At 59.7% G+C, this 21856-nt stretch carries 24 protein-coding genes and 1 tRNA gene; 8 read left to right on the top strand and 17 right to left on the bottom strand.

Annotation, left to right across the window (positions count from 1 at the left end):
• Positions 1–53: 53 nt before the first annotated feature.
• Genes FHT29_RS12615 through pcsA form a run of 5 tightly spaced genes read right to left on the bottom strand, consistent with a single transcriptional unit; the run spans position 54 to position 5379 of the window.
• Positions 54–974 carry an ABC transporter permease gene (locus FHT29_RS12615; protein ID WP_047561742.1) on the bottom strand — a complete coding sequence of 307 codons (921 nt, stop codon included), beginning with the start codon at positions 972–974 and terminating at the stop codon, positions 54–56.
• Positions 971–2056: an ABC transporter permease gene (locus tag FHT29_RS12610; RefSeq protein ID WP_047561740.1), complete on the bottom strand. Its 1086-nt coding sequence runs from the start codon at positions 2054–2056 to the stop codon at positions 971–973. The genes FHT29_RS12615 and FHT29_RS12610 overlap by 4 nt, the downstream gene beginning before the upstream one ends.
• Positions 2046–3620 (bottom strand): ABC transporter ATP-binding protein, encoded by a 1575-nt coding sequence (locus FHT29_RS12605; RefSeq protein WP_047561738.1) that lies wholly within the window; start codon positions 3618–3620, stop codon positions 2046–2048. The genes FHT29_RS12610 and FHT29_RS12605 overlap by 11 nt, the downstream gene beginning before the upstream one ends.
• A 41-nt stretch (positions 3621–3661) precedes the next feature.
• The gene (locus FHT29_RS12600) at positions 3662–4642 is read right to left on the bottom strand and encodes a quinone oxidoreductase (RefSeq protein WP_168599721.1); all 981 of its coding nucleotides are present in this window, start codon (positions 4640–4642) and stop codon (positions 3662–3664) included.
• Between the two features lie 11 nt (positions 4643–4653).
• On the bottom strand, positions 4654–5379 hold the full coding sequence (pcsA, locus tag FHT29_RS12595; RefSeq protein ID WP_037202031.1) for a phosphatidylcholine synthase: 726 nt from the start codon (positions 5377–5379) through the stop codon (positions 4654–4656).
• Between the two features lie 212 nt (positions 5380–5591).
• Between pcsA and FHT29_RS12590 the strand changes: the two genes are divergently transcribed.
• Positions 5592–6794 carry a UbiH/UbiF family hydroxylase gene (locus FHT29_RS12590; protein WP_168599720.1) on the top strand — a complete coding sequence of 401 codons (1203 nt, stop codon included), beginning with the start codon at positions 5592–5594 and terminating at the stop codon, positions 6792–6794.
• On the opposite strand, the gene FHT29_RS12585 is transcribed toward FHT29_RS12590, so the two are convergent.
• Both FHT29_RS12585 and FHT29_RS12580 read right to left on the bottom strand, forming a co-directional pair.
• Positions 6771–7733, bottom strand: a complete 963-nt coding sequence (locus FHT29_RS12585) for an AEC family transporter (RefSeq protein ID WP_168599719.1) — start codon at positions 7731–7733, stop codon at positions 6771–6773. The two genes, FHT29_RS12590 and FHT29_RS12585, sit on opposite strands and share 24 nt — an antisense overlap.
• Before the next feature lie 52 nt (positions 7734–7785).
• Positions 7786–8538 carry a cytochrome c biogenesis CcdA family protein gene (locus FHT29_RS12580; RefSeq protein ID WP_168599718.1) on the bottom strand — a complete coding sequence of 251 codons (753 nt, stop codon included), beginning with the start codon at positions 8536–8538 and terminating at the stop codon, positions 7786–7788.
• A 272-nt stretch (positions 8539–8810) separates the two neighbouring features.
• Here FHT29_RS12580 and FHT29_RS12575 point away from each other — a divergent pair, with 272 nt between their 5' ends.
• Positions 8811–9098, top strand: coding sequence for a PsiF family protein (locus tag FHT29_RS12575; protein ID WP_037202021.1), 288 nt, complete (start codon positions 8811–8813; stop codon positions 9096–9098).
• 404 nt (positions 9099–9502) lie between these two features.
• Positions 9503–9715: a hypothetical protein gene (locus FHT29_RS12570; RefSeq protein ID WP_037202019.1), complete on the top strand. Its 213-nt coding sequence runs from the start codon at positions 9503–9505 to the stop codon at positions 9713–9715.
• Positions 9716–9747: 32 nt separating this feature from the next.
• Here the strand turns inward: FHT29_RS12570 and FHT29_RS12565 are convergent, their stop codons facing one another.
• Positions 9748–9951, bottom strand: a complete 204-nt coding sequence (locus tag FHT29_RS12565) for a hypothetical protein (protein WP_168599717.1) — start codon at positions 9949–9951, stop codon at positions 9748–9750.
• Positions 9952–10348: 397 nt separating this feature from the next.
• A tRNA-Lys gene (locus FHT29_RS12560) sits at positions 10349–10424 on the bottom strand.
• Between the two features lie 378 nt (positions 10425–10802).
• Between FHT29_RS12560 and FHT29_RS12555 the strand changes: the two genes are divergently transcribed.
• From FHT29_RS12555 to FHT29_RS12545, 3 genes are all read left to right on the top strand, one after another.
• Positions 10803–11060 (top strand): GlsB/YeaQ/YmgE family stress response membrane protein, encoded by a 258-nt coding sequence (locus tag FHT29_RS12555; RefSeq protein ID WP_037202013.1) that lies wholly within the window; start codon positions 10803–10805, stop codon positions 11058–11060.
• Between the two features lie 168 nt (positions 11061–11228).
• Positions 11229–11435, top strand: a complete 207-nt coding sequence (locus FHT29_RS12550) for a hypothetical protein (RefSeq protein WP_034505093.1) — start codon at positions 11229–11231, stop codon at positions 11433–11435.
• 145 nt (positions 11436–11580) lie between these two features.
• Entirely contained in the window at positions 11581–12195 is a 615-nt protein-coding gene (locus FHT29_RS12545; protein WP_168599716.1) for a GntR family transcriptional regulator, read from the top strand.
• Positions 12196–12352: 157 nt separating this feature from the next.
• Here FHT29_RS12545 and FHT29_RS12540 read toward each other — a convergent pair whose 3' ends face one another.
• The 5 genes from FHT29_RS12540 to cysG form a co-directional block, all read right to left on the bottom strand.
• Positions 12353–13165, bottom strand: coding sequence for a ferredoxin--NADP reductase (locus FHT29_RS12540; protein ID WP_168599715.1), 813 nt, complete (start codon positions 13163–13165; stop codon positions 12353–12355).
• 190 nt (positions 13166–13355) lie between these two features.
• Complete coding sequence (locus tag FHT29_RS12535) at positions 13356–13868, bottom strand: DUF934 domain-containing protein (protein WP_168599714.1); 513 nt, start codon at positions 13866–13868, stop codon at positions 13356–13358.
• Between the two features lie 12 nt (positions 13869–13880).
• Complete coding sequence (locus FHT29_RS12530) at positions 13881–15560, bottom strand: nitrite/sulfite reductase (protein WP_168599713.1); 1680 nt, start codon at positions 15558–15560, stop codon at positions 13881–13883.
• 18 nt (positions 15561–15578) lie between these two features.
• The gene (locus FHT29_RS12525) at positions 15579–15893 is read right to left on the bottom strand and encodes a DUF2849 domain-containing protein (RefSeq protein WP_034505099.1); all 315 of its coding nucleotides are present in this window, start codon (positions 15891–15893) and stop codon (positions 15579–15581) included.
• Positions 15894–15896: 3 nt separating this feature from the next.
• A complete protein-coding gene (gene cysG, locus FHT29_RS12520) occupies positions 15897–17339 on the bottom strand; it encodes a siroheme synthase CysG (protein WP_246703027.1) in 1443 nt (480 codons plus the stop codon).
• A gap of 287 nt (positions 17340–17626) precedes the next feature.
• Here cysG and FHT29_RS12515 point away from each other — a divergent pair, with 287 nt between their 5' ends.
• A complete protein-coding gene (locus FHT29_RS12515) occupies positions 17627–18214 on the top strand; it encodes a nucleoside deaminase (protein WP_047557685.1) in 588 nt (195 codons plus the stop codon).
• 23 nt (positions 18215–18237) lie between these two features.
• Positions 18238–19086: a nucleoside triphosphate pyrophosphohydrolase gene (mazG, locus tag FHT29_RS12510; protein ID WP_047557692.1), complete on the top strand. Its 849-nt coding sequence runs from the start codon at positions 18238–18240 to the stop codon at positions 19084–19086.
• A 108-nt stretch (positions 19087–19194) separates the two neighbouring features.
• On the opposite strand, the gene hflX is transcribed toward mazG, so the two are convergent.
• The 3 genes from hflX to FHT29_RS12495 all read right to left on the bottom strand — a co-directional run bounded on the left by hflX (position 19195) and on the right by FHT29_RS12495 (position 21821).
• Positions 19195–20529 (bottom strand): GTPase HflX, encoded by a 1335-nt coding sequence (hflX, locus tag FHT29_RS12505; RefSeq protein WP_037201999.1) that lies wholly within the window; start codon positions 20527–20529, stop codon positions 19195–19197.
• Positions 20530–20607: 78 nt separating this feature from the next.
• Positions 20608–20850 carry an RNA chaperone Hfq gene (gene hfq, locus FHT29_RS12500; protein WP_003539403.1) on the bottom strand — a complete coding sequence of 81 codons (243 nt, stop codon included), beginning with the start codon at positions 20848–20850 and terminating at the stop codon, positions 20608–20610.
• 107 nt (positions 20851–20957) lie between these two features.
• On the bottom strand, positions 20958–21821 hold the full coding sequence (locus tag FHT29_RS12495; RefSeq protein WP_047557694.1) for a D-amino-acid transaminase: 864 nt from the start codon (positions 21819–21821) through the stop codon (positions 20958–20960).
• Between the last annotated feature and the right edge of the window lie 35 nt (positions 21822–21856).

The following is a 21856-nucleotide window of genomic DNA, read 5'->3' as shown; positions in this document are numbered from 1 at the left end:
TTACCCCTATTGGTTTGACATGTTTTTACAAAAATCCGTCCGGCTGTTTGTCCTCAGCGCTCCGGAACGAAGGCCTTGCCGAGCGACGCTGGCGTGTTGATCAAGGTCGCGCGGCGATTTTGTGAGATGATGACGAGAACCACAATAGTCGATGCATAGGGCAGCATCGACAGGAATTGCGAGGGAATGCCGACGCCGAAGCCTTGTGCGTGAAACTGCAGGATCGTCACGGCGCCGAAAAGATAGCCGCCGGCCATGACGCGCATCGGCCGCCAGGACGCGAAGACGACGAGCGCCAGCGTCACCCAGCCGCGGCCGGCCGACATGTTCTCGACCCATTGCGGCGTGTAGACCAGCGACAATTGCGCGCCGGCAAGCCCCGCGCAGCCACCGCCGAACATGACGGCGAGATAGCGCGTGCGGATGACATCGATGCCCAGCGCATGCGCGGAACCGTGACTGTCGCCGACGGCGCGCAGCTTCAGGCCGGCGCGGCTGCGGAAGAGGAACCAGTTGACGCCGATGAGCAGCGCGATCGAGAGATAGAAGGTCAGGTCCTGCTTGAACAGCACCGGCCCCACGAGCGGAATGTCCGATAGCAACGGGAAGACGATTTCTTGCAATTGCACGCCGGGCACGCTGACATAGCCTTCGCCGATCATCCCGGAGAGACCGAGGCCGAGGATGGTCAGCGCGAGACCCGTAGCGACCTGGTTGGTCACCAGCGTCAACGTCAGGAACCCGAACAGCAGGGAAAACAATGCGCCGGCGATGATGCCGGCGACGAGGCCCACATAGGGCGACCCGCTCATCTGCGCGCCGACGAAGGCGGCGACCGCGCCCATGATCATCATGCCTTCGACGCCGAGATTGAGCACGCCAGAGCGCTCCACCACCAGCTCGCCCAAGCCGGCAATGACAAGCGGCGTCGAGGCCGTGATGATGGTGAGGAGGATCGCTTCAAAGACACTCATGCCGCACCTCCTCGAACCCGCGACCAGATCAGGCGGATCTTATAGTAGATCAGCGTATCGCAGGAGAGCACGAAAAACAGCAGCAGCCCCTGGAAGACATTCGCCGCCTTGGCGGAAATACCGGGCGACAATTGTGCCGCCTCGCCGCCGAGATAGGTCAGCGCCAGCACGAAGCCGGAAAGGATCGCACCGAGAGGATTGAGACGTGCCAGGAATGCAACGATGATGGCGGTGAAGCCGTAGCCTGGCGAGATCGCCGGCTGCAGATGGCCGATCGAGCCGGCGACCTCGGAAATGCCGGCAAGACCCGAGAGCGCGCCGGAAAAGAGAAAGGCGAACCAGACCATTTTCCGCGAGGAGAAGCCGGCGAACCGACCTGCCCGTGCGGACTGACCAAGCACGGTTATCTCGAAACCCTTCAGCGTATATTTGATCATGAACCAGGCAAGGATCGCCGCGACGACGGCAAAGACGATACCCCAATGGGCACGGCCGGAATCCTCCCAGATCGCCGGCAACACGGCCTCCGGCGGAAAATCGATGCTCTGTGGAAAATTATGCCCCTGTGGATCGCGCCACGGCCCCCGTGACAGCCAATCCAGAAAGAGCTGTGCGATATAGACGAGCATCAGGCTCGTGAGGATCTCATTGGTGTTGAAATGCGCCTTCAGCAGCGCCGGAATAGCGCCATAGAGGGCGCCGCCGATGGCGCCGGCGATCAGCATGAGCGGCAGGATCATCGGCGAATGCCAATCGGTGAAGACGATCGGGATGAGGGAGCCGGTGACCGCGCCGATGGAGAACTGACCTTCCGCCCCGATGTTCCAATTGTTGGAGCGGTAGCAGACGCAGAGGCCGACGGCGATCAGGATCAGCGGCCCTGCCTTGATCGCCAGTTCGTGCAGCGACCAGACTTCCAGCAGAGGCTCGACGAAGAAGGCGTCCAACGCCTCCACGGGGTCCTTGCCCATGACGGCGAACATGATGGTGCCGGCGATCAGCGCCAGCGCGAGGGCAAGCAGCGGCGACAGTATGCCGAACAGTTTCGAGACCTGCGGGCGCTTTTCAAGTTCAATGCGCATGCGCGGGCTCCGAATGCGTCCTGGATTCATGCAGACCGCTCATCAGCAGGCCGATCTTTTCGCGGGTGAGTTCGCCGGCGGGGTATGAAGCTGAAAGCCGGCCTTCCGAGATGACGGCGATATCGGTCGCCACTTCGAAGATCTCGTCAAGATCCTGGCTGATAACCAGCACAGCCGAACCGTCACGGGCAAGATCGACCAGTGCCTGACGGATGCGGCTCGCGGCCCCTGCGTCCACACCCCAGGTCGGCTGGTTGACGACCAGCACGCTCGGCTGGCGATCGAGTTCTCGACCGACGATGAACTTCTGCAGATTGCCGCCCGAAAGCGCGCCGGCGGCCGGATCCTCGCCGCTCTTGCGCACATCCATCGCTTCGCAGATCCGCTTGGCGGCCTGCTTGACGACGCCGTGACGGATGATCTTGAGGAAACGACCGCGCAGAAATGCCTTGCTGTCCGATTGGTTGCGCGCCAGGACGAGATTGTCCGACAGCTTCATCGCCGAGACGGCGGCGTGTCCATGGCGCTCCTCCGGCACGAAACCGGCACCGAGCAACCGGCGCGCATTGATGCCCTTGGTGCCGACCGCCTGGCCGCGCACATGGATCAGATCGTCCGATGGGACGGTGTATTCGCCGGAGATGACGTCGAACAGCTCGCCCTGCCCATTTCCGGCAACGCCTGCGATTGCGAGAATTTCGCCGGCACGCACACGCAACGAAACGTCCTTCAGCGACATGGCAAAGGGAGTCCGCGCCGGGACGGACAGGCCAGCGACCTCGAGCTGAATGTCACCCGCACTTCCAAGTCCCTCGTGCTGCACGCTGGCAACGTCACTGCCGACCATCATGCGCGCAAGCGAACCCGTCGTTTCCTGCCGCGGATCGCAGGCACCGGTCACCTTGCCGTGGCGAAGCACGGTGGCGCGCGAACAAATGCGCTGCACTTCTTCCAGGCGATGGCTGATGTAAAGCACCGAGCGCCCTTCGTCCCTCAGTTGGAACAGTGTCTCGAAGAGGCGATCGGCCTCCTGCGGCGTCAGCACCGAGGTCGGTTCATCGAGAATGATCAGCTTCGGATTCTGCAGCAGCGCGCGGACGATTTCGATGCGCTGGCGCTCGCCGACGGAGAGATCGGCCACATGAGCGTTCGGATCGAGCGGCAAGCCATAGGCTCGCGAGAGCCTCGCAGCCTCTTCCGATATTTTCGCGATCGGGATCTTGCTGTCGAGCGACAGCGCGATATTTTCGGCAACCGTCAGCGCCTCGAACAGCGAAAAATGCTGAAACACCATGCCGATGCCGAGCTTGCGGGCCGTGCCCGGCGAGTCGATCGCAACGGGTTGGCCCTGCCAGACTATTTCTCCATGCGTCGGCTCCAGCACGCCGAACAGCATCTTTACGAGCGTGGATTTGCCTGCGCCGTTCTCGCCGAGCAGAGCGTGAATTTCGCCCGGCTGGATTTCCAGATCGATTTCATTGCAGGCAGCAAAACTACCGAACAGCTTCGTCAGTTTGCGAACCGATAGTAACGCACCGGTTGCCGGCACATCAGATGACGACACGTTCCCCTCATTTCCTTCCCACCGTCCTGCCCTTTATGGATCTATGGGATCAGCAGTGTAGTTCCACTTGTTCTTCTTGCTTCCAGATCCGAGTGCGCGCGCCCAGCATCAACAAGCGGATAGGTCTGATGGACATTGATACGCACTTTGTTGCTTTGCACAACAGCAAATAACGCCCCGGCACTGGCTCTCAACTCTTCCGGTGTGGAGACATAGGCGAAAAGGCTCGGGCGAGTCGCGAAAAGCGAGCCCTTCTGATTGAGGATGGCGAGATTGAAATTCTCGATCGGACCCGAGGACTGGCCGAAGGTCACCCACATGCCGCGCGGCTTCAGGCAATCGAGCGAATGCGGGAACGTATCCTTGCCGACCGAATCGTAGACGACGTCAACGCCCTTGCCGCCGGTAATTTCCCGAACGCGGTCAGCGAAATTCTCCCGGCTATAGTCGATGACGTGGTCATAACCATGCGCCAGTGCCAGCTCGACCTTTTCAGCCGAACCGGCCGTGCCGATCACGGCGGCGCCCAGCGCTTTCGCCCATTGACCTGCGATCAGGCCGACGCCGCCGGCTGCGGCGTGGAACAGCAGCGTGACGCCGGGGCCGACCTTGAAGGTGCGGTTCAGCAGATATTCGGCCGTCATGCCCTTCAGCATCATCGCCGCCGCCGTTTCGAGCGGGATATCGTCAGGCACCTTGACCAGATGACGGGTCTCGATATTACGCTCGACGCTATAGGCGCCATCGCTGCCGGCATAGGCGACGCGGTCGCCGACTGAGAAATCGGAGACGCCCGCCCCGACCGCCGTGATTGTACCGGCGGCTTCCTTGCCGAGCGGCAGCGGAAAGTGAGGCGCCTTGTAAAGCCCAGACCGGAGATAGACATCTATGAAATTCAGTCCGATCGCGGCATGGCGGATCTGCACTTCTCCGGCAGCAGGCGGCGGCAGATCCACCTCCTCCAGCTTCATGACATCAGGACCGCCGTTTTCATGGATGCGAATGACCTGGGTCTTGTTCATGATGCGCAATCCTATTGACGCCCGAGGGACGGAAAAAACTGCAATACGGCGCCGATGCAGTAAAGATAGATGCCGCTTATGATGAAGAGAGCAACCGCCCATTGCGGCATGACGAAGTGCATCAGCAGCGAATAGACACCGAGCGCCGACCAGAAGAGGAATATGCCGAGATTGAGCGGCCGCAACCGTCTGACGCGCACGGGGTGCAGGAAATTGATCGGCAGGAAGGTCAAGACGACGGAAACACCCACGAGGATCATGGCGGTCGTGGCGCTGGCATCGATGACGAAGAGCGTGAAGATTACCATGTTCCAGACGACTGGGAAGCCGGAGAAAAAATACTCGTCCGTCTTCATGCCGGTATCGGCGTAATAGATGGCGCTGGAGACCACGATCATGCCGGCGGCGACAAACGACCAGGGCTCGCCGATCATGCCGCTTTCATAGAGCGCGAAGGCCGGCAGCAGCACATAGGTCACGTAATCGATGATATTGTCGAGCGTATCGCCCGACCAATTGGGAAGGACTTCCTTGACCCGGACCTTGCGGGCGATCGGCCCGTCGATACCATCGACCAGCAGCGCCAGGCCAAGCCACCAGAACATATCGACAAAACGATGCTCCGAGGCTGCAACGACGCCGAGAAAGGCGAGAAAAGATCCGGATGCCGTCAATATATGGACGGAGAAAGCACGAATCTCCGCGTAAGGCACTCGCTTGTATTTGAAGATTTTCATCCGCCCCGTGACTCGTCTGCTTATGCACCTGCCCCGGCAGGCGGTTTTTCTCGCTAATATGCATCCTTTGGTCTCTACCGCCAGCGCAAAAGCGTCTACCCCGTCACGCTAGCGCGACTTCCTGTCATTTTCACCCGCTGCGATGTTTCATCCCATGGATTTCAACAGGCTAAGCGCCTATTTTCAGAACGAGTGGCAATTGAGGCATCGATATGAAGCAGATTGAAGTGGCCGTTATCGGCGGTGGCCTGGCCGGCATGATCACGGCGTTCGCGCTTGCGCGCGGCGGACGATCCGTCGCCCTGGTGGCCGCGCCGCACAACAAGGCCGACAGGCGGACGACGGCGCTGATGGATCAATCGATCCGCTTTCTCGAGCGCCTGACGCTGTGGGACAAGATCGCGCCCTCGGCGGCTGCATTGACGACCATGCGGATCATCGATGGCACATCGAGGCTGCTGCGTGCGCCGACTATCTCGTTCAGATCGTCGGAAATCGGCCTCGACGCCTTCGGCTACAATATTCCGAATACCGTGCTGCTCGGCAGCCTCCATGACGCCATCGAGGCGGAAGCAAATATCAGCCGCATCGAGGCCAGCGCCTCGGACATCACCTTTCGCGACGATGGCGTAACGATTGCGCTCGACAACGGCGATTCGATCGATGCCGCTTTCGTCGTCGGTGCCGACGGACGCAACTCGATGGTGCGCGAGGCCTTGGGCATCAAGGTCAAGGGGTGGTCCTATCCGCAATCCGCCATGGTTCTGAACCTTGCGCACTCCCTGCCTCATCAGAACATCTCGACGGAATTTCACACCGAAAGCGGCCCCTTCACGCAGGTCCCCTTGCCCGGCAACCGCTCCAGCCTCGTCTGGGTGCAGAAGCCGGCGGAAGCTGCCGCCAATGCCGAAAAGTCGCTCGAAGAACTCGGAAGACTGGTCGAGGAGCGCATGCAATCGATGCTCGGTCGGGTGACGATCGAGGACAATGTCCAGGTCTGGCCGCTCTCCGGCATGACAGCCCATCGTTTCGGCAAGGGCCGCGCCGCCTTGATCGGCGAAGCCGCCCATGTCTTTCCGCCGATCGGGGCGCAAGGCCTGAACCTGAGCCTGCGCGATATACTGGCATTGTCAGACATCCTCTGCACCCGCGCTGATCAGCCGATCCCGCGATCGGCCGGCGACAATTTCGACCGCAAGCGCCGCGTCGACATCATCAGCCGGACGACAAGTGTCGATCTCCTCAATCGCTCGCTTCTGTCGGATTTCCTGCCGATGCAAATGCTGCGCGCGGCGGGGCTGCATGTGCTCTCCGCCATCGCGCCGCTCCGGAACATCGTCATGCGCGAAGGTATCGAGCCCGGCGGCAGCCTGCGCAACCTTCCCTCTCTGCTACGGGAAAAGCTGCGCCGGTAAGGCGCCGGAATTTATCAGATAGAGCACCAGCGAGACCGTCACGACGGAACAAGCCGTTGTGATCAGGATGGTGGCGGAGGCTCGCTCCTGCCAGACACCATATTGCTGCCCGATGACGAAGACATTCGTTGCCGTCGGCAAAGCGGCGAGCAGCATTGCCGCTTCGATCCAAATCGGATCGAAGCCACCGACAGCCTGCAGCACGATATAGACGACGAGCGGATGCAGGATGAGTTTCGCCGGCACGATATAGCCGATCTCGACCGGAACCCGCTTCAACGGCCGCAAGGCAAGCGTAACTCCCATGGCAAATAGTGCACAGGGCGCAGCTGCTTGCGCAAGATAATTGACAAATCGCTCGAAGGCGACCGGCTGATGAAGCGAAAGTGCTGCCACGGCAAAACCCAGGGCAGTCGACAGGATGAAGGGATGTAGCAGCACCTTTCGGGCGATATCCGCGGCAAGGCGCCAGACGGAGCGCTTGTCTCCACCTTCCAGAGCCATCAGGGCCGGCGCGACGATGAAGTGCAGCGCGTTTTCGAAACACACGATCAGCGCGACGGGAACGGCTGCCTTCTCTCCCAGAGCCAGAAGCGCTAAGCCCGGCCCCATGTAGCCGATATTGCCGTAGGCTCCGGCAAAGGCCTGGATCGTGCTGTCGGCAAGAGAATTGCGTCGCAGGAAACGCCCGATCAGAAACAGCAGGAGAAAGATCGAATAGGTCGCGGCGATATCGGTGGCGATGAAATCGATTCGCGTCAGCTGTTCGATCGGCGTTTGCGAAACGAGCTTGAAGAACAGAGCCGGCAATGCCGCATAGATGATGAACGTATTGAGCCAGCCAAGCGCTTCCGCCGGTTGCTTCGTGATGCGCGCTGCAATGTAGCCGATCAGGATCAGGCCGAAGAATGGCAGCAGCAGACCGACAACGTCAGCCATCGGGCATATTCCATTTTGCCGTGAAAAATGAAGGCGAAGGATATCGCCCGACTTAGCCGATTTTCATCAAGATTGGAAAGGTCTGCTGAAACCAGATCGCCATGTCGCTGATATAGCCGAATATGAAGGCGAGCCCGGTCAGCACCAGAAGTCCGCCCATGATCTTCTCGACCGTGCCGAGATGACGGCGGAAGCGAGACAGAAAGCTCATGAAAGCGCCGGAAAAGCCGGCGGCGATCCAGAACGGAATGGCAAGCCCCAGCGAATAGACCGCGAGCAGACTAGCGCCCGCACCAACCGTCTCACGAGAGGCGGCGATGCCGAGGATGGCGCCGAGAACCGGGCCGATGCAGGGCGTCCAGCCGAAGGCGAAGGCAAGGCCCATGATATAGGCGCCCGTCAACGTCGCCGGCTTGCCGCTGCCGTGGAAACGCGCCTCGCGAGCAAGAAGGCCGATGCGGAAAACACCGAGGAAATTCAAGCCCATGATGACGATAATCAAACCGCCGATCTTCGAAAGAACATCGAGATGCTGGCGCAGCAGCAGGCCGATCGACGAAGCACCGGCGCCGAGCGCGACGAATACGGTGGCGAACCCCAGCGTAAAGAACAGCGCCGACATCAGCACATTGCCGCGGACGCTCGGCCCTGCGGCGACAGCTGCTCCACCGCCGCGAAACTGCTCGACCGAAATCCCGGCCATGTAGCAGAGATAGGGCGGCACGAGCGGCAGCACGCAAGGCGAAAGGAACGAAAGCGCCCCGGCGATCAAGGCACTGAGAAGCGAGATATCGGCAAGCGACACGATGGACTCCGGCTATGTCATTTCCCCATCTTCCTAGCTTCGCGAAAGCCTGAAAGCCAATCACCTTTTCGAGGGCGACGGCTGCAAAACCTTTATAGTGAAGCAACCGGAACGCACATCTTGCCGCCCGAGACAGGCGGGCAAAAGGCGCGACCAACAGCCGCAGAGCAGCCCAACGAACAAATTGCTTTTGCTTAAATATTGGTTCAAGCTGTCAACGTTCGTCGAACAACGTACATTCCACCCAAGTTAGTTAGCGGAGGAAAAGCCCCATGCGAATTGCTACCATGTTCACGACTGCAGCCTTTGCCGCCCTCTTCAGCGTAAGCGCCATGGCACAAACGGCGACACCCAGCACAACAACGACGACCCCCAGTGCCACGACGTCGACACCTGCGATGAAGTCGACGACCAGCACGGTCAAGCCAAAGGCGATGAAGCCTGCTCAAACGTCCGTTTCCAAAGCATGCTCGGCTCAGGCCGACGCCAAGGGCCTGCATGGAAAGGCACGCGCCAAGTTCCGCAGCGACTGCAAGAAGAACGGCGGCAAGGCGGCATAGCATCCAAGGTTCTTCTCCCTCAATGATCAACCTTGCCGTTGAAATGACGGTAAGGTTGATCGCTGCGACGCGTCAGTCGCTCCTGTCAGATATTCCGGATGAAAATGCGCGCGTATGGCTTTGAAGGGCCACACGTTTGGGGAAGTTTATCGTTCCCTGGTTATTCCGGAAGAGCAGCGCCCTTTTCATGGTCATCGCACACAGCTCCGTTGCCACCGAGGTCTGTTTTCTACCTCTCAGACAGGATCGTTGCGAACGGCTATGTCTGCCGGCATCCCGGAGACTACGAATGATTGCACTCCGGCTGCGACAGCAACGTTTCGCAATAAAGGAGCAAAACCTGGGAAACCTGCTGAAATTACAACTCATCCCTGTTCGATCGAATAAATGGACGGAGCAGGAAATTGAAAGCAGCCATAAATCCTCCCCCTTCGGAAGAAGCGTCGCAGGCGAGATATCTGGCCGCCTGCCTTTTCGCCCTTGAACCTTCCATCGAGAGCCTTCTTGCCGCGGCCTTGAAATCCGGCTGGAAACGCGAATATGTTCTCCTGGCGATCATCGCCATCGCCATGAATGACGGCAAGGAGACGGTGCCGCCGAAGCTGCTGCATTCGTAATATGCGGAACTAAATTCCCCGATCCCTCGAGCCTACTTCTCCTTCGGCTTGAGCTCCTTCGTCGCCGGATCGATTTTGCCGTCCGCAAGCCTGTTGCGGGGATCGGCAACCAGCGGCGCCTTGTCGTCGGCGTCCGCCTCCTGTTTTACGCCATGCGCCTTGCTGTGCTGTATCTTCGCGAGCGTCTGCGTATTTTCCTTTCCGCGACGCGGATCATGGGATTCTTCGTCTGCCATCGTATCTCTCCTATTGTCTCAGTGGGAAACACGAGTGACTCGATTAGGTTCCAGAAAACTGGCGCGCTGCCGACGCGCGTCGCGCTCTTGAGCGAGCGCCATTAAACTAAATTAGTTTTCACAAAAATAATTCGGGCGCACTGAAACTATCCGTGATCTGCAAAGACAACCGGACACCTCCACCCGTCCCCGGCGACCCGCCCGGCACCGGAGACGGCGGAAACGGTCACCTCTGCACCGTTTCCGCAGCGTCCGGCGGCGCGGAAGCGCAAAGCCCGCCGTCGGGCGCGCTTTTTGTCCGCTGGGGCCGGCGGCATCGCGAAAATCAAGCGCACATTCGCGCGACAAACGACGTTGTTTCAAATTAATGATATTCAACTTAAGTTTGAAAAGACTATGGTGAGAGCGATGGGGCTCGAACCCATGACCTACTGATTAAAAGTCAGTTGCTCTACCAGCTGAGCTACGCTCTCCCTCTCCGCGGGCCATTTTTCACCCCGGCTGGAAGTGCGCGGAACATATGCAGACGCCCTATTGCGGTCAACCCATAAAATCGAGGCTGTGGCACCCGCAAGGCGCTTTTCCTCATCTCCAGGCGGTCAAAACGCTGCGTTTCGCCGACCGGATTACCCGGACGGCATGCCAAAGCTTGGATTCGAAGCGATGAAGAGGCCGTAATGTCGGAGAATCAGCTCCAACACACCGGAACAATCGTAACAATTACCCCTAATAATCAGGGTTGCGCTCAAGGGATCCAGCAGTTTGCCGTTCGCAATTGTTGGGGGGCGAATCGTTTTTCGTGTATATCAGACATTGTTAACAACCCGTCGGGTCCTCAGGAGGTTCTTTTTATGGAAGATGCACACGTCGGTTGGATTGCAGCAATTATCATTGGCGGCCTAGCGGGCTGGTTCGCCGAGATGATCATGAAAAGCAACACAGGCATCATCATGAACATCATTCTCGGCATTATCGGCGCACTCGTCGCCAGCTGGTTATTTGGCGTGCTCGGTATCCAGCTGCCTTTCCATCTATGGCTGAATTACCTGATCACGGGCTTCATCGGCGCCTGCATCCTGATCTTCATCGGTCGATTGATCAGGAGATAGCGGCGTATCCGGGCGGAACCCGCCCGAATAGGGACGGAGAAAGAGGGAAGACGGGATTCCGCCTTCCCTTTTTTGTTGCATTCTGCTGGCGCAACGCACGCCAAAGACCTTTCCAACTCCATCCGCGACGCTATCTAGCAAAGTGGAACCGAAAAGGAGGTTGGAAGGATGACGGAAGACGCCAATCGGACGCCAGCCCGCAAGGTCATACGCGGTCGCCCCTACAGCATCGCTGAATTTGCACGGAAATATCGCCTCGACGACGAGGAGGCGAAGCGCCTCTTCTATAAGTTCGGCCCATCGGCCACCGAGCTGGACCTGCTGATGGCCGCCAAGCGGAAGCCGCCAACCTTGTCCTCGGCCATCGAACACTGATGCGATGGCGCCTGCCTCTCCGCCTTAATTCGGCGAGCCGGCGCGACCCGTGACGCCAGCCGCCGGCACTGATATATCACAATTGGTTGCCTTCGACGGCGCGAGGTGACACTGTGCGCCATATCTGTTCGGTCGGACGTCTTGCATGCAGAACTCGCTTAGCCACCTCGCCTATCTGGCGCTCGAGTACCAGATCGTGACGCTCGAGCTTAAGCCTGGAGCGCTCGTCACCGAGAAGCAGTTGATTGAGATGGCGGGGCATGGGCGGACGCCGGTGCGCGAGGCGATCCAGAAGCTCGCATGGCAGGGGCTGATCCATGTGCGGCCGCGCGTCGGTCTGCAGATCGCGGAGATTCGTCCCGACGACCATCAGCATGTCATTCAGGTCAGGCGCGAGCTTGAGCCGATCGCCGCCACACTTGCCGCCGTTCATGCGGACGAGCAACAGCGCGAGCAGCTACAGGAATGCGCGCGCCTGATGGCGGATTGCGCGATAACGGGCAACCTGCCCGGCTTCTTCGCGGCAGACAAGACATTCGACGAGATCTTGGAAGTCGCCTGCCCGAACAACTTCATCATGGCCGCTCTCGGACCGGTGCAAACACATTCGCGGCGGCTCTGGTATTCCGGTGCGACGCCCGATCGCACCGATCATTCGATTGCGATGCATATTCGCGTCATAAAGGCGATTCACGATGGCGATGCCGACGAGGCACGCGTGGCTATGGCATCGCTGATCGATTATCTCGGCAGCCTATGAAAAAAGCGGTCCCGTTGCCGCGACCGCTCCTCCATCTCTGCATGCCAGGCAATCGATCCAGAGCATTTGCGCCTTTCTTCGAATCGCGAAAACGCTCCATTCTCTTGCCTTTCGCATTCCGGACGGCAAACCGCTACGCGCTCTTCCTGGAAATGCTTCAGCCGACGAAGGCGCGTTCGATGACGAACTCAGCCGGCTTGCTGTTGGCGCCTTCCGTGAGGCCCGCCTTTTCGAGCAGGTCCTTAGTATCCTTCAGCATTGCGGATGAACCGCAGATCATGCCGCGATCAACTGTTATATCGAGCGGGGGTACGCCCAGATCCGCGAAAAGCTTGCCGTTCTCGATGAGATCGGTGATGCGGCCCGTAAAGGGGAAGTCCTCGCGGGTAACAGTCGCATAGTGGCGCAGCTTGTCGCCGACGACCTCGCTCAGCAGTTCATCGTTGCGAATTTCTTCGACCAGATCGAAACCGTATTTGAGTTCGGCCACATCCCGAGTGGTATGAGTGAGGATGACCTCCTCGAACTTCTCATAGGTTTCGGGATCGCGGATCAGGCTCGCGAAAGGCGCGATGCCCGTGCCGGTCGAGAACATGTAGAGCCGCTTGCCAGGCGTCAGCGCATCGAGAACCAGTGTGCCCGTCGGCTTCTTGCGCATCAGCACTTCGTCGCCCGGCTTGATATTCTGCAGATGCGATGTCAGCGGGCCATCGGGCACCTTGATCGAAAAGAACTCGAGTTCGTCGGCCCAGGCCGGGCTTGCTATCGAATAGGCACGATAAAGCGGCTTGCCATCGACCATGAGGCCGATCATCGCGAACTCGCCGGAGCGGAAACGGAAGCCTTGCGGCCTGGTCATCGTAAAGCGGAAGAGCCGGTCGGTATAGTGCCTGACGCTCAGCACCTTCTCGGCGAAAACGCCCGCCGGTACTGCGGAAACAAATTCATCTGTCTTGGCGGGGGCGTTCATTCTGTCTCGGATCCCGTATTCGTCTTACACGTCATTCCTGGCAGGCTCATTGCGCGAGGCTAATATTACAATATAGCCCGAATTGAAAGGTATTCCATTTCGCCCGGCCGCACGCGACTAAAATTTGTATATTTCAGTCAAGATTACTTCCAGCCGACGTTACATGCATCGATAGGCGCAAATACGGCAATCAGGCCGACTTTGCCGGCAATCGCCGCCAGCTATAGGCCTGCCCGGCTTCGGCCGGGCGGGCGGTCGGCTGGTAATAATGCGGAATGCCCGGCAACCGGTTTTCCGACAGCCGCTTCAATGCGGTTTCATTGGTAACAGCGAAACTGTCGATGCCGACGCGCAACATCAACGGAATCTGGTCGATCAGCACGTCGCCAACGGCGCGCAGCTCATTGGCGTAGCCAAGGCGCTCGCGAAGCAGCGAGGCATGGCTGAAGGCGCGGCCATCGTTGAAGGCCGGAAAGGCAACTGCAACGATCGCGAGGCGATCGAGATAGTGCCGCAGCTTCATCACATCGTCGGCCGGCTTGATTACCACGCCGAGGCCGACATCGTTGCTCTCTTCAGCCTTGGCGATCAGGGCATCGAGGCTGAGCAGCGGCTTCTGACTCTCGCTCGCCTTGACCTCATCGGTCTCGATGACCCACGGATCGTTTTCTACAAAACCGGCTTCCCGCCAAATCTTCGTCATGCTGATATCTCCTTACGCCGCTTCGGCTGCAGCCGAGGACGAGCCATAAAGCGCTTCCTTGAAGGGCTGCGGTCCGACGCGCCGGTAGGCATCGAGGAAAATCTCTGTGGGATCAAGGCGCAAGCCGATATAGGTGTCGACGATGGTTTCGATGGCATCGGTCACCTTGTCGGGCTCGAAGCCGCGGCCGATGATCTCGCCGATCGAGGTATGTTCGTCACCGGAGCCGCCGAGCGTGATCTGGTAGAGTTCCGCACCCTTCTTCTCCACGCCAAGCAGGCCGATATGGCCGACATGGTGATGGCCGCACGCATTGATGCAGCCGGAAATCTTGATCTTCAGCTCACCGATCTCGGCCTGGCGCTCGGCCGAACCGAAGCGCGTGGAGATCTCCTGCGCAACCGGGATCGAGCGGGCATTGGCGAGCGCGCAATAGTCGAGGCCGGGACAGGCAATGATATCGGTGATCAGGCCGGCATTCGCAGTTTCCAGGCCTACAGCGACCAGACCGCGATAAACCGCTTCGAGATCGGCCAAGGCCACATGCGGCAGGATGAGGTTTTGCTCATGGCTGACGCGGATTTCGTCGAAAGCGTATTCCTCGGCGATGTCGGCCACCGCATCCATCTGCGCATCCGAGGCATCGCCCGGAATACCGCCGATCGGCTTCAGCGAAATCGTCACCATGCCGTAGTCGGGGTTCTTGTGCGGCTGCACGTTCTGCTGCACCCAGCGGGCAAAGTCCGGATCGGTCTTCTTCCAGCGGGCGAGGCTTTCCCAGCCTTCGGCCCTTTCCGACAGTGCCGGCGGCGCGAAGTAGGCCGATATCGCCTGAACGTCCGCTTCCGGCAGCTTCAGCTCGGTATCCCTAAGCTTGTCGAACTCGACCTCGACCTGACGCGCCAGTTCCTCGGCGCCGGTCTCGTGCACGAGGATCTTGATGCGCGCCTTGTACTTGTTGTCGCGGCGGCCGTGCAGATTGTAGACGCGCATGATCGCGGTCGTGTAGGACAGCAGGTCCTCTTCCGGCAGGAAGTCGCGGATCAGCTTGGCAACCATCGGGGTACGGCCCTGCCCGCCGCCGACATAGACGGCAAAGCCGATCTCGCCCTTGTCGTTCTTCTTCAGGTGCAGACCGATGTCATGCACCTGGATCGCGGCACGGTCGCGCTCGGCGCCGGTGACGGCGATCTTGAACTTGCGCGGCAGGAAGGAGAATTCCGGATGCACGGATGACCATTGGCGCAGGATTTCTGCATAAGGGCGCGGATCGGCGACTTCGTCAGCCGCGGCGCCAGCGAAATGATCCGCCGTGACGTTGCGAATGCAATTGCCCGAGGTCTGGATGGCATGCATCTCGACGGAAGCAAGTTCGGCAAGCACGCCGGGCATGTCCGAGAGCTTCGGCCAGTTGAACTGCAGGTTCTGGCGCGTGGTGAAGTGGCCGTAGCCACGGTCATAGGTGCGCGCGATATGGGCGAGCATGCGCATCTGGCGCGAGCTCAGCGTGCCATAGGGAATGGCGATGCGCAGCATATAGGCATGCAGCTGCAGATAGACGCCGTTCATCAGACGCAGCGGCTTGAAGGCATCCTCCGAGAGCTCGCCCGCAAGGCGCCGCTCCACCTGATCGCGGAACTGTGCAACGCGCTCCGCGACAAAGGCGTGGTCAAATTCGTCGTAACGATACATGATTTCCTCGGGACTTCCTCAGACTGCAATGAATTCCGGATCGGCGGCGGCATAGCCGGGCGCGTACTCCATGGTGGGGCCTTCGGCGCGAATACGCTCGCGCAGACGCAGCGGCCAGAGCTTGCCGCCGGTTTCCTGAACATCGATCAGATTGACGTCGACGACCTTGTTGTCGGCATAGGCTTGCTTGCCGATGGCTTCAAGTGCCGCTTCCGCTTCGGCATGGCGCGCGACCAGCGCCTCCTGCAACGATGTCACCCACTCACCATTTGCGTTCAGCCAAACGGCAACGCCATCGGTGAGCCGGTTTGCGGTCAGAACCTTGTCGACCATGAATCAGCTCCTCGCATAGTCTTGAACAGCGGTCTCACGGCGGACCAGCGGCTCGGATTGTTCGAAATTCGCACCGGCGACGGCCTCGCCGATGATGACCATGACCGGACCGCTCAGTTCATCGCGATGCTCGAGGTCAGGCAGATCCTTCAAGGTGCCGTGCATCAGGCGGCGGTCGCGGCGGCTCGCATTCTCGATGACGGCGACGGTGGTGTCTGCCGGAAGCCCAGCCTCCATCAGGCGGCCAGCAACGGAGGCAGCAACCGTGCGGCCCATATAGACGGCGATGGTCGCGCCGGAGATGGCGAGGCTCGCCCAGTCCGGGAGGACATCGCCGGTAAGATCGTGGCCCGTCGTGAAGACCAGCGACGAGGCAACGCCGCGCAGCGTCAGCGGCAACTCGAAATCGGCGGCCGCGGCAAAGGCAGAGGTGATGCCTGGAACGATCTCATAGCCGATACCGGCGGCGCGCAACGCGGCCATTTCCTCGCCGGCGCGGCCATAAACCAGGGGATCGCCGGATTTCAGCCGCACGACGCGCTTGCCTTCGCGGCCAAGCTGCACCAGCAGGTCGTTGATCTCTTCCTGGGATTTGGTGTGGCAGCCCTTGCGCTTGCCGACGGATAGGCGCTCGGCATCGCGGCGGCCCATATCGACGATCGCCTGCGGCACGAGGGCGTCGTAGACGATGACGTCGGCTTCCATCATCACGCGCTGCGCACGCAGTGTCAGCAGGTCTTCGGCGCCCGGGCCTGCGCCGACCAGCCACACACGACCTTCGACTTCCCGCGAAGACTGCAGCAGGCTGTCAGCGGCCCGCTCGGCCTGCTTGACATGACCGGCATTGACGGCATCGGCAACGGAGCCGGAAAAGAAGCGCCGCCAGAAGACACGGCGCGCGACGCCGCGCGGCACGAGGCGGTCGACCGGCTTGCGGTAACGCGTTGCCAGTTCCGCAAGCTTGCCGAGCGAGGGCGACAGTATCTGATCGATCTGCGCGCGGATCATCTGTGCCAGCACCGGACCGGCACCTTCCGTGCCGATGGCGACGGCGACCGGAGCCCGGTTGACAAGCGCCGGCGTATAGAAATCGCAGTAATCGGGCTGATCGACAGCGTTTGCCGGAATTCTTTCGGCGCGGGCGGCGTCGACAATGGCACGATCGGCCTCAGCATCGCCGGTCGCGGCAAAAACGAGGGTTGCACCCTTCACCTGCTCGGCCGAAAACTCGCCGCGCACAGTCGCGATACGGTTGGCAATCAGGAAGGAATGATAGTCGGCCTCGGGCGTCTGCGCATAGGCGACGATCTTCGCCTGGGTGTTCATCAGAAGCCGGACCTTGGCGAAAGCTTCGTCCCCGTTGCCGAAAACGGACGCAGTCCTTCCTTCCACGCGGAAGAAGGCGGGAAACACCGAAAGCTGTTCAGTCCTGGGAGGCATCGTCATTCCACTTCGAGATTTGCCGAATATCGCCCTTGCGGCCAAGAGATTGAAGAAACAGAAATTCTAATGCCTTGGCGAGTCCGTATTCTTTTGCTCGACATGACAGGGATTTGAGCAAAACTCACCAGACGAGAAATTCACGATAAATACAGGAAATCTATAGACTTTTATGATTGATCGGCGCCTGCGGTAGTTTTATTGCCTGTGGCAAACCCTGTCCATACGTCATTTGCGCATTCCGCCGGATCGGCAATCCCGCTAGACTGGACGAAATTTTTCGGAGCGTCTCCTTGTCGGATAACACCATTGCAGCCCGCCTTCTCGACGTCGTCGAGCACGATATCCTGCCGCTGACGCGGAAGGGCGTGGCGGCCGGCAACAAGGTCTTCGGCGCGGCCATCCTGCGCAAATCCGACCTTTCGCTTGTCATCGCCGAGACGAATAACGAACTGGAAAATCCGCTCTGGCATGGCGAAGTTCACGCCCTCAAGCGCTTCTACGAACTCGGCGAGAAGCCTGCGACCAAGGAGCTGATCTTCCTGTCGACCCATGAGCCCTGCACCATGTGCATGTCGGCGATCACCTGGGCCGGCTTCGACAATTACTACTACTTCTTCAGCCACGAGGATTCCCGAGACGCCTTCGCGATCCCGCATGACCTGAAGATCCTCAAGGAGGTCTTCGGTCTGGAGCCGGGCGGGTATAACAGGCACAACGCCTTCTGGAACAGCTTTGCCATTGCCGACCTGGTCGAGACGGAAGCGGAACCCCGAAAGGCACAGCTCAAGGAACAGACGGCGCGCATCAAGCAAGCCTATGCCGGATTGTCCGACAATTATCAGGCTTCCAAGAGCGATAACGACATTCCCCTCAATTAATCCCAACAGGACCCGAGACCACGATGGAAGCGTCGCGAGACATAAGCAGCCTGATCGAAGTCATGGCGGCATTGCGAAATCCCGAAAGCGGCTGCCCCTGGGATATCGTCCAGACCTTCGAAACCATCAAGCCCTACACGATCGAGGAAGCCTTTGAGGTTGCCGATGCGATCGAGCGCAAGGATATGGACGATCTCTGTGATGAGCTCGGCGACCTGTTGCTGCAGGTCGTCTTCCACGCCCGCATGGCTGAAGAAGCAGGCGCATTCGCCTTCGGCGATGTCGTGCATGCCATCACCCGCAAAATGATCCGCCGCCATCCGCATGTCTTCGCAGTGTCCGATGCCAATACGGAGGACGCAGTCACTTTGCAATGGGATCGGATCAAGGCGGAAGAGAAGCGCGAGCGCGCCGAACGCCGCGCCCGAGCCGGCATCACCGAGGATTTCAAGGCCGGACTCCTGGGCTCGGTGCAGCGGACTTTCCCTGCCCTGACGGAAGCTCTGAAATTGCAGGAGCGCGCCGCCCATGTCGGATTCGACTGGTCGGCCCCGGAACCGATCCTCGACAAGATCGAGGAGGAGATCGGTGAGTTGCGGGCGGCACTTGCAAGCGGTGACAAGGCCAAGGTGAGCGACGAACTCGGCGACCTGATTTTTGCCGTCGTCAATATCGGCCGGCATGTGAAAACCGATCCGGAACAGGCCCTGCGCGGAACGAACACCAAGTTCCGCCGCCGTTTCCATCATATAGAGACGACGCTTGCGGCCGAAGGCGAGACGCTGGAAGGCGCCTCGCTGGAGCGAATGGAAGAGATCTGGCAGGCGGCAAAAGCTATCGAACGACAGCTGGGCGGCGTGGAACGGGCGTAACCTAGAGCAATTCCAGGAAAAGTGCGTAGCGGTTTTCCGTTCGGAATTGCATAAAAACAATAGCATAGAGCGGTCAGGCGATTCCGTGAAACGCGTAACCGCTCTAGCCTATTCCCAATCCTCGCGTTGCGGCTTCGGTCCATTGCCCATGCGCCGCTCCAACTCCACTGCTTCGGACTCGGTGAGGCGGACGTCGAGCGTCACGGTGCCGTCCTCATTGTCCTCGCGGTTATCGACTATCGCGTGATTGTAGAGCCAGGGCAGCAGAGCCAACCTTTCCACCGGAAGCGTGATCGTCGCCTCCGTCAGCACGCCGGAAAGGCGGCGGCTGATCTCGTCCATCAGGCGATCGACGCCCTCGCCGCTTTTTGCCGACACGGCAATGACGTTTTCGGCGGTGGATGCCTTCTGCACGATGGCATCATGCGCCTCCGGCTCCAGGCGATCGATCTTGTTCCAGACCTCGAGGATGCGCTCGGCGCCTTCGGCCTCGCCGATACCGAGATCGCCAAGGATCCGCATCACATCGGCACTCTGGACCTGATTGTCGTCATCCGAGAGATCGCGCACATGCAGGATCAGATCGGCTTCCAGCACCTCTTCCAGCGTCGCGCGGAAAGCCGCCACCAGGTGGGTCGGCAGGTCGGAGATGAAGCCGACGGTGTCGGAGAGAATGACGGTGCGGCCATGCGGAAGCTTCATGCGGCGCAGCGTCGGATCGAGCGTCGCAAACAGCATGTCCTCGGCCAGCACGCCGGCACCGGTGATGCGGTTGAACAGCGTCGACTTGCCGGCATTGGTGTAACCGACCAAAGCGACGATCGGATGCGGCACCTTCCGGCGCTTGGCGCGATGTAGCTGGCGGGTGCGCACTACCTGCTCCAGCTCGCGCTCGAGCCGGATGATCCGCTCCTGCAGCATGCGCCGGTCGGCTTCGATCTGGGTTTCGCCGGGACCGCCCATGAAGCCTGCACCACCGCGCTGGCGTTCAAGGTGGGTCCAGCTCCGGACGAGTCTACCCTTCTGATAGTTCAAATGTGCAAGTTCGACCTGCAGCGTGCCTTCCTTGGTGGAGGCACGGCGGCCGAAGATTTCGAGGATGAGGCCGGTACGGTCGATGACCTTGGCGTTCCATGCCTTTTCGAGATTGCGCTGCTGCACCGGTGTCAGCGGATGATCGACGATGACAAGTCCGGCATTGAATTCATCGAGCAGCGCGAGGATCTCCTCGATCTTGCCCGTGCCAAGCAGTGTCGCGGGCCTGGGATCGTTGATCGGGACGATGGAACCGTTGACCACGTCGAGATCGATCGCCAGGGCGAGGCCTTTGGCCTCTTCCAACCGGCTTTCGGACGGACGTGAGACCGAGATGGCGCCGTCAGCCTGAGCAGAGCGCGACGCGCGAGCCTGCTTCAGCACAGGCACGACCACGACAGCCCGCATATCATCCCGGTGCTTTACGGACTCCGGAATGAGGGAATCGTTTTTGGTATCGCGTGTCGTGATAGTGGCAAATCCCAGTTAGGATGCGGCTTCTTCGCTCTCGAACATCTGCATCGGCTGACCCGGCATGATCGTCGAGATCGCATGCTTGTAGACGAGCTGCGAATGGCCATCACGGCGGAGCAGGACACAGAAATTGTCGAATGAGGTAACGACACCTGTCAGCTTCACGCCGTTAATCAAGAAAATTGTGAGTGAGATCTTTTGCTTGCGAACAGTATTGAGAAATAAGTCCTGCAAGTTTTGAGAACGTTCCGCCATCGCGCCGCTTCTTTCTTTTTTGCCGACCTAAGTCGGTGAAATGTCATGATATACAGAGATCCCGGATAGGAGATACCCTCATTTTCTCCTCCCAGCGAATGTTGGTATCAAATCACAGTCTTTTCCGCAACGTCGAAAAAGGCTTCACGAATTTTCTGTGACATGCTGCCCGGATGGCCGTTGGCAATCGTTTCCCCATCGATCGAAACGACCGGAAAACAGATGCTTGTGGCCGCCGTGATAAACACTTCGCGCGCCGCCATCATCTCCTCAACCGAGAAGAAACGCTCGACGATCGTCACTCCGAGCTTGGCCGCGACATCCATCAGGGTCGTGCGGGTGATGCCTCGCAGAATGCCGTGCTCGGCTGGGCGCGTCACGAGATTCCCGTCGTGATCGACGATCCAGACGTTGGTGGCCGCACCCTCCTTCACCATGCCGTTATGGTCGATATAGATCGCCTCCTGCGCACCGGCCTCCTTGGCCTGCTGACGGGCCAGCGCGTTCGGTAACAGGCCGACCGACTTGATATCAACCCGGTCCCAGCGATTGTCACGGACGGTAATCGCCTTGATGCCGTTGGCATTCTTCTTGGCGATGAGGGATTGGTCGGTACTCTTGGCGGTGACGACGATCGAAGACGGTGTGCCGTCGGCCGGAAAGACATGATCGCGCCGGGCAACGCCGCGCGTGATCTGCAGATAGAACAGGCCGTTGCGGACGTGGTTACGACGCAAGGTCTCGCGAATCACGAGGATCAGCGCCGCTCGCGCCATGGGCCAGGCGATGCGCAGCTCACCCAGCGAGCGGTTGAGGCGATCGAGATGGCGCGTCAGATCGACGATCAGGCCATGACGAACCTCACAAACTTCATAGACTCCATCAGCGAACTGATAGCCGCGATCCTCGATATGCACCATGGCATCGCTGTGCGGGACGTACCGACCGTTCACATAAGCTATTCTTGGCATAAGAATTCCGGACTATTGGAGCGTTGCGCCAGGGA

Origin of the sequence: Rhizobium sp. SG741 (assembly GCF_012275435.1) — a bacterium.
GTDB lineage: Bacteria > Pseudomonadota > Alphaproteobacteria > Rhizobiales > Rhizobiaceae > Rhizobium > Rhizobium lusitanum.
The sequence above is the reverse complement of the archived record's forward strand: the minus strand, read 5'-3'. Positions and strand labels throughout refer to the sequence as shown.

Excerpts from the sequence above, each read along its gene's own strand:
- FHT29_RS12615 (WP_047561742.1), bottom strand. The coding sequence starts at position 974 with ATGAGTGTCTTTGAAGCGATCCTCCTCACCATCATCACGGCCTCGACG.
- cysG (WP_246703027.1), bottom strand. The coding sequence starts at position 17,339 with ATGACGATGCCTCCCAGGACTGAACAGCTTTCGGTGTTTCCCGCCTTC.
- FHT29_RS12555 (WP_037202013.1), top strand. The coding sequence starts at position 10,803 with ATGGAAGATGCACACGTCGGTTGGATTGCAGCAATTATCATTGGCGGC.
- FHT29_RS12530 (WP_168599713.1), bottom strand. The coding sequence starts at position 15,560 with ATGTATCGTTACGACGAATTTGACCACGCCTTTGTCGCGGAGCGCGTT.
- FHT29_RS12590 (WP_168599720.1), top strand. The coding sequence starts at position 5,592 with ATGAAGCAGATTGAAGTGGCCGTTATCGGCGGTGGCCTGGCCGGCATG.
- FHT29_RS12600 (WP_168599721.1), bottom strand. The coding sequence starts at position 4,642 with ATGAACAAGACCCAGGTCATTCGCATCCATGAAAACGGCGGTCCTGAT.
- FHT29_RS12525 (WP_034505099.1), bottom strand. The coding sequence starts at position 15,893 with ATGGTCGACAAGGTTCTGACCGCAAACCGGCTCACCGATGGCGTTGCC.
- FHT29_RS12585 (WP_168599719.1), bottom strand. The coding sequence starts at position 7,733 with ATGGCTGACGTTGTCGGTCTGCTGCTGCCATTCTTCGGCCTGATCCTG.
- FHT29_RS12575 (WP_037202021.1), top strand. The coding sequence starts at position 8,811 with ATGCGAATTGCTACCATGTTCACGACTGCAGCCTTTGCCGCCCTCTTC.
- hflX (WP_037201999.1), bottom strand. The coding sequence starts at position 20,529 with ATGCGGGCTGTCGTGGTCGTGCCTGTGCTGAAGCAGGCTCGCGCGTCG.
- FHT29_RS12535 (WP_168599714.1), bottom strand. The coding sequence starts at position 13,868 with ATGACGAAGATTTGGCGGGAAGCCGGTTTTGTAGAAAACGATCCGTGG.
- FHT29_RS12545 (WP_168599716.1), top strand. The coding sequence starts at position 11,581 with ATGCAGAACTCGCTTAGCCACCTCGCCTATCTGGCGCTCGAGTACCAG.
- FHT29_RS12565 (WP_168599717.1), bottom strand. The coding sequence starts at position 9,951 with ATGGCAGACGAAGAATCCCATGATCCGCGTCGCGGAAAGGAAAATACG.
- FHT29_RS12550 (WP_034505093.1), top strand. The coding sequence starts at position 11,229 with ATGACGGAAGACGCCAATCGGACGCCAGCCCGCAAGGTCATACGCGGT.
- mazG (WP_047557692.1), top strand. The coding sequence starts at position 18,238 with ATGGAAGCGTCGCGAGACATAAGCAGCCTGATCGAAGTCATGGCGGCA.
- pcsA (WP_037202031.1), bottom strand. The coding sequence starts at position 5,379 with ATGAAAATCTTCAAATACAAGCGAGTGCCTTACGCGGAGATTCGTGCT.
- hfq (WP_003539403.1), bottom strand. The coding sequence starts at position 20,850 with ATGGCGGAACGTTCTCAAAACTTGCAGGACTTATTTCTCAATACTGTT.
- FHT29_RS12540 (WP_168599715.1), bottom strand. The coding sequence starts at position 13,165 with ATGAACGCCCCCGCCAAGACAGATGAATTTGTTTCCGCAGTACCGGCG.
- FHT29_RS12495 (WP_047557694.1), bottom strand. The coding sequence starts at position 21,821 with ATGCCAAGAATAGCTTATGTGAACGGTCGGTACGTCCCGCACAGCGAT.
- FHT29_RS12610 (WP_047561740.1), bottom strand. The coding sequence starts at position 2,056 with ATGCGCATTGAACTTGAAAAGCGCCCGCAGGTCTCGAAACTGTTCGGC.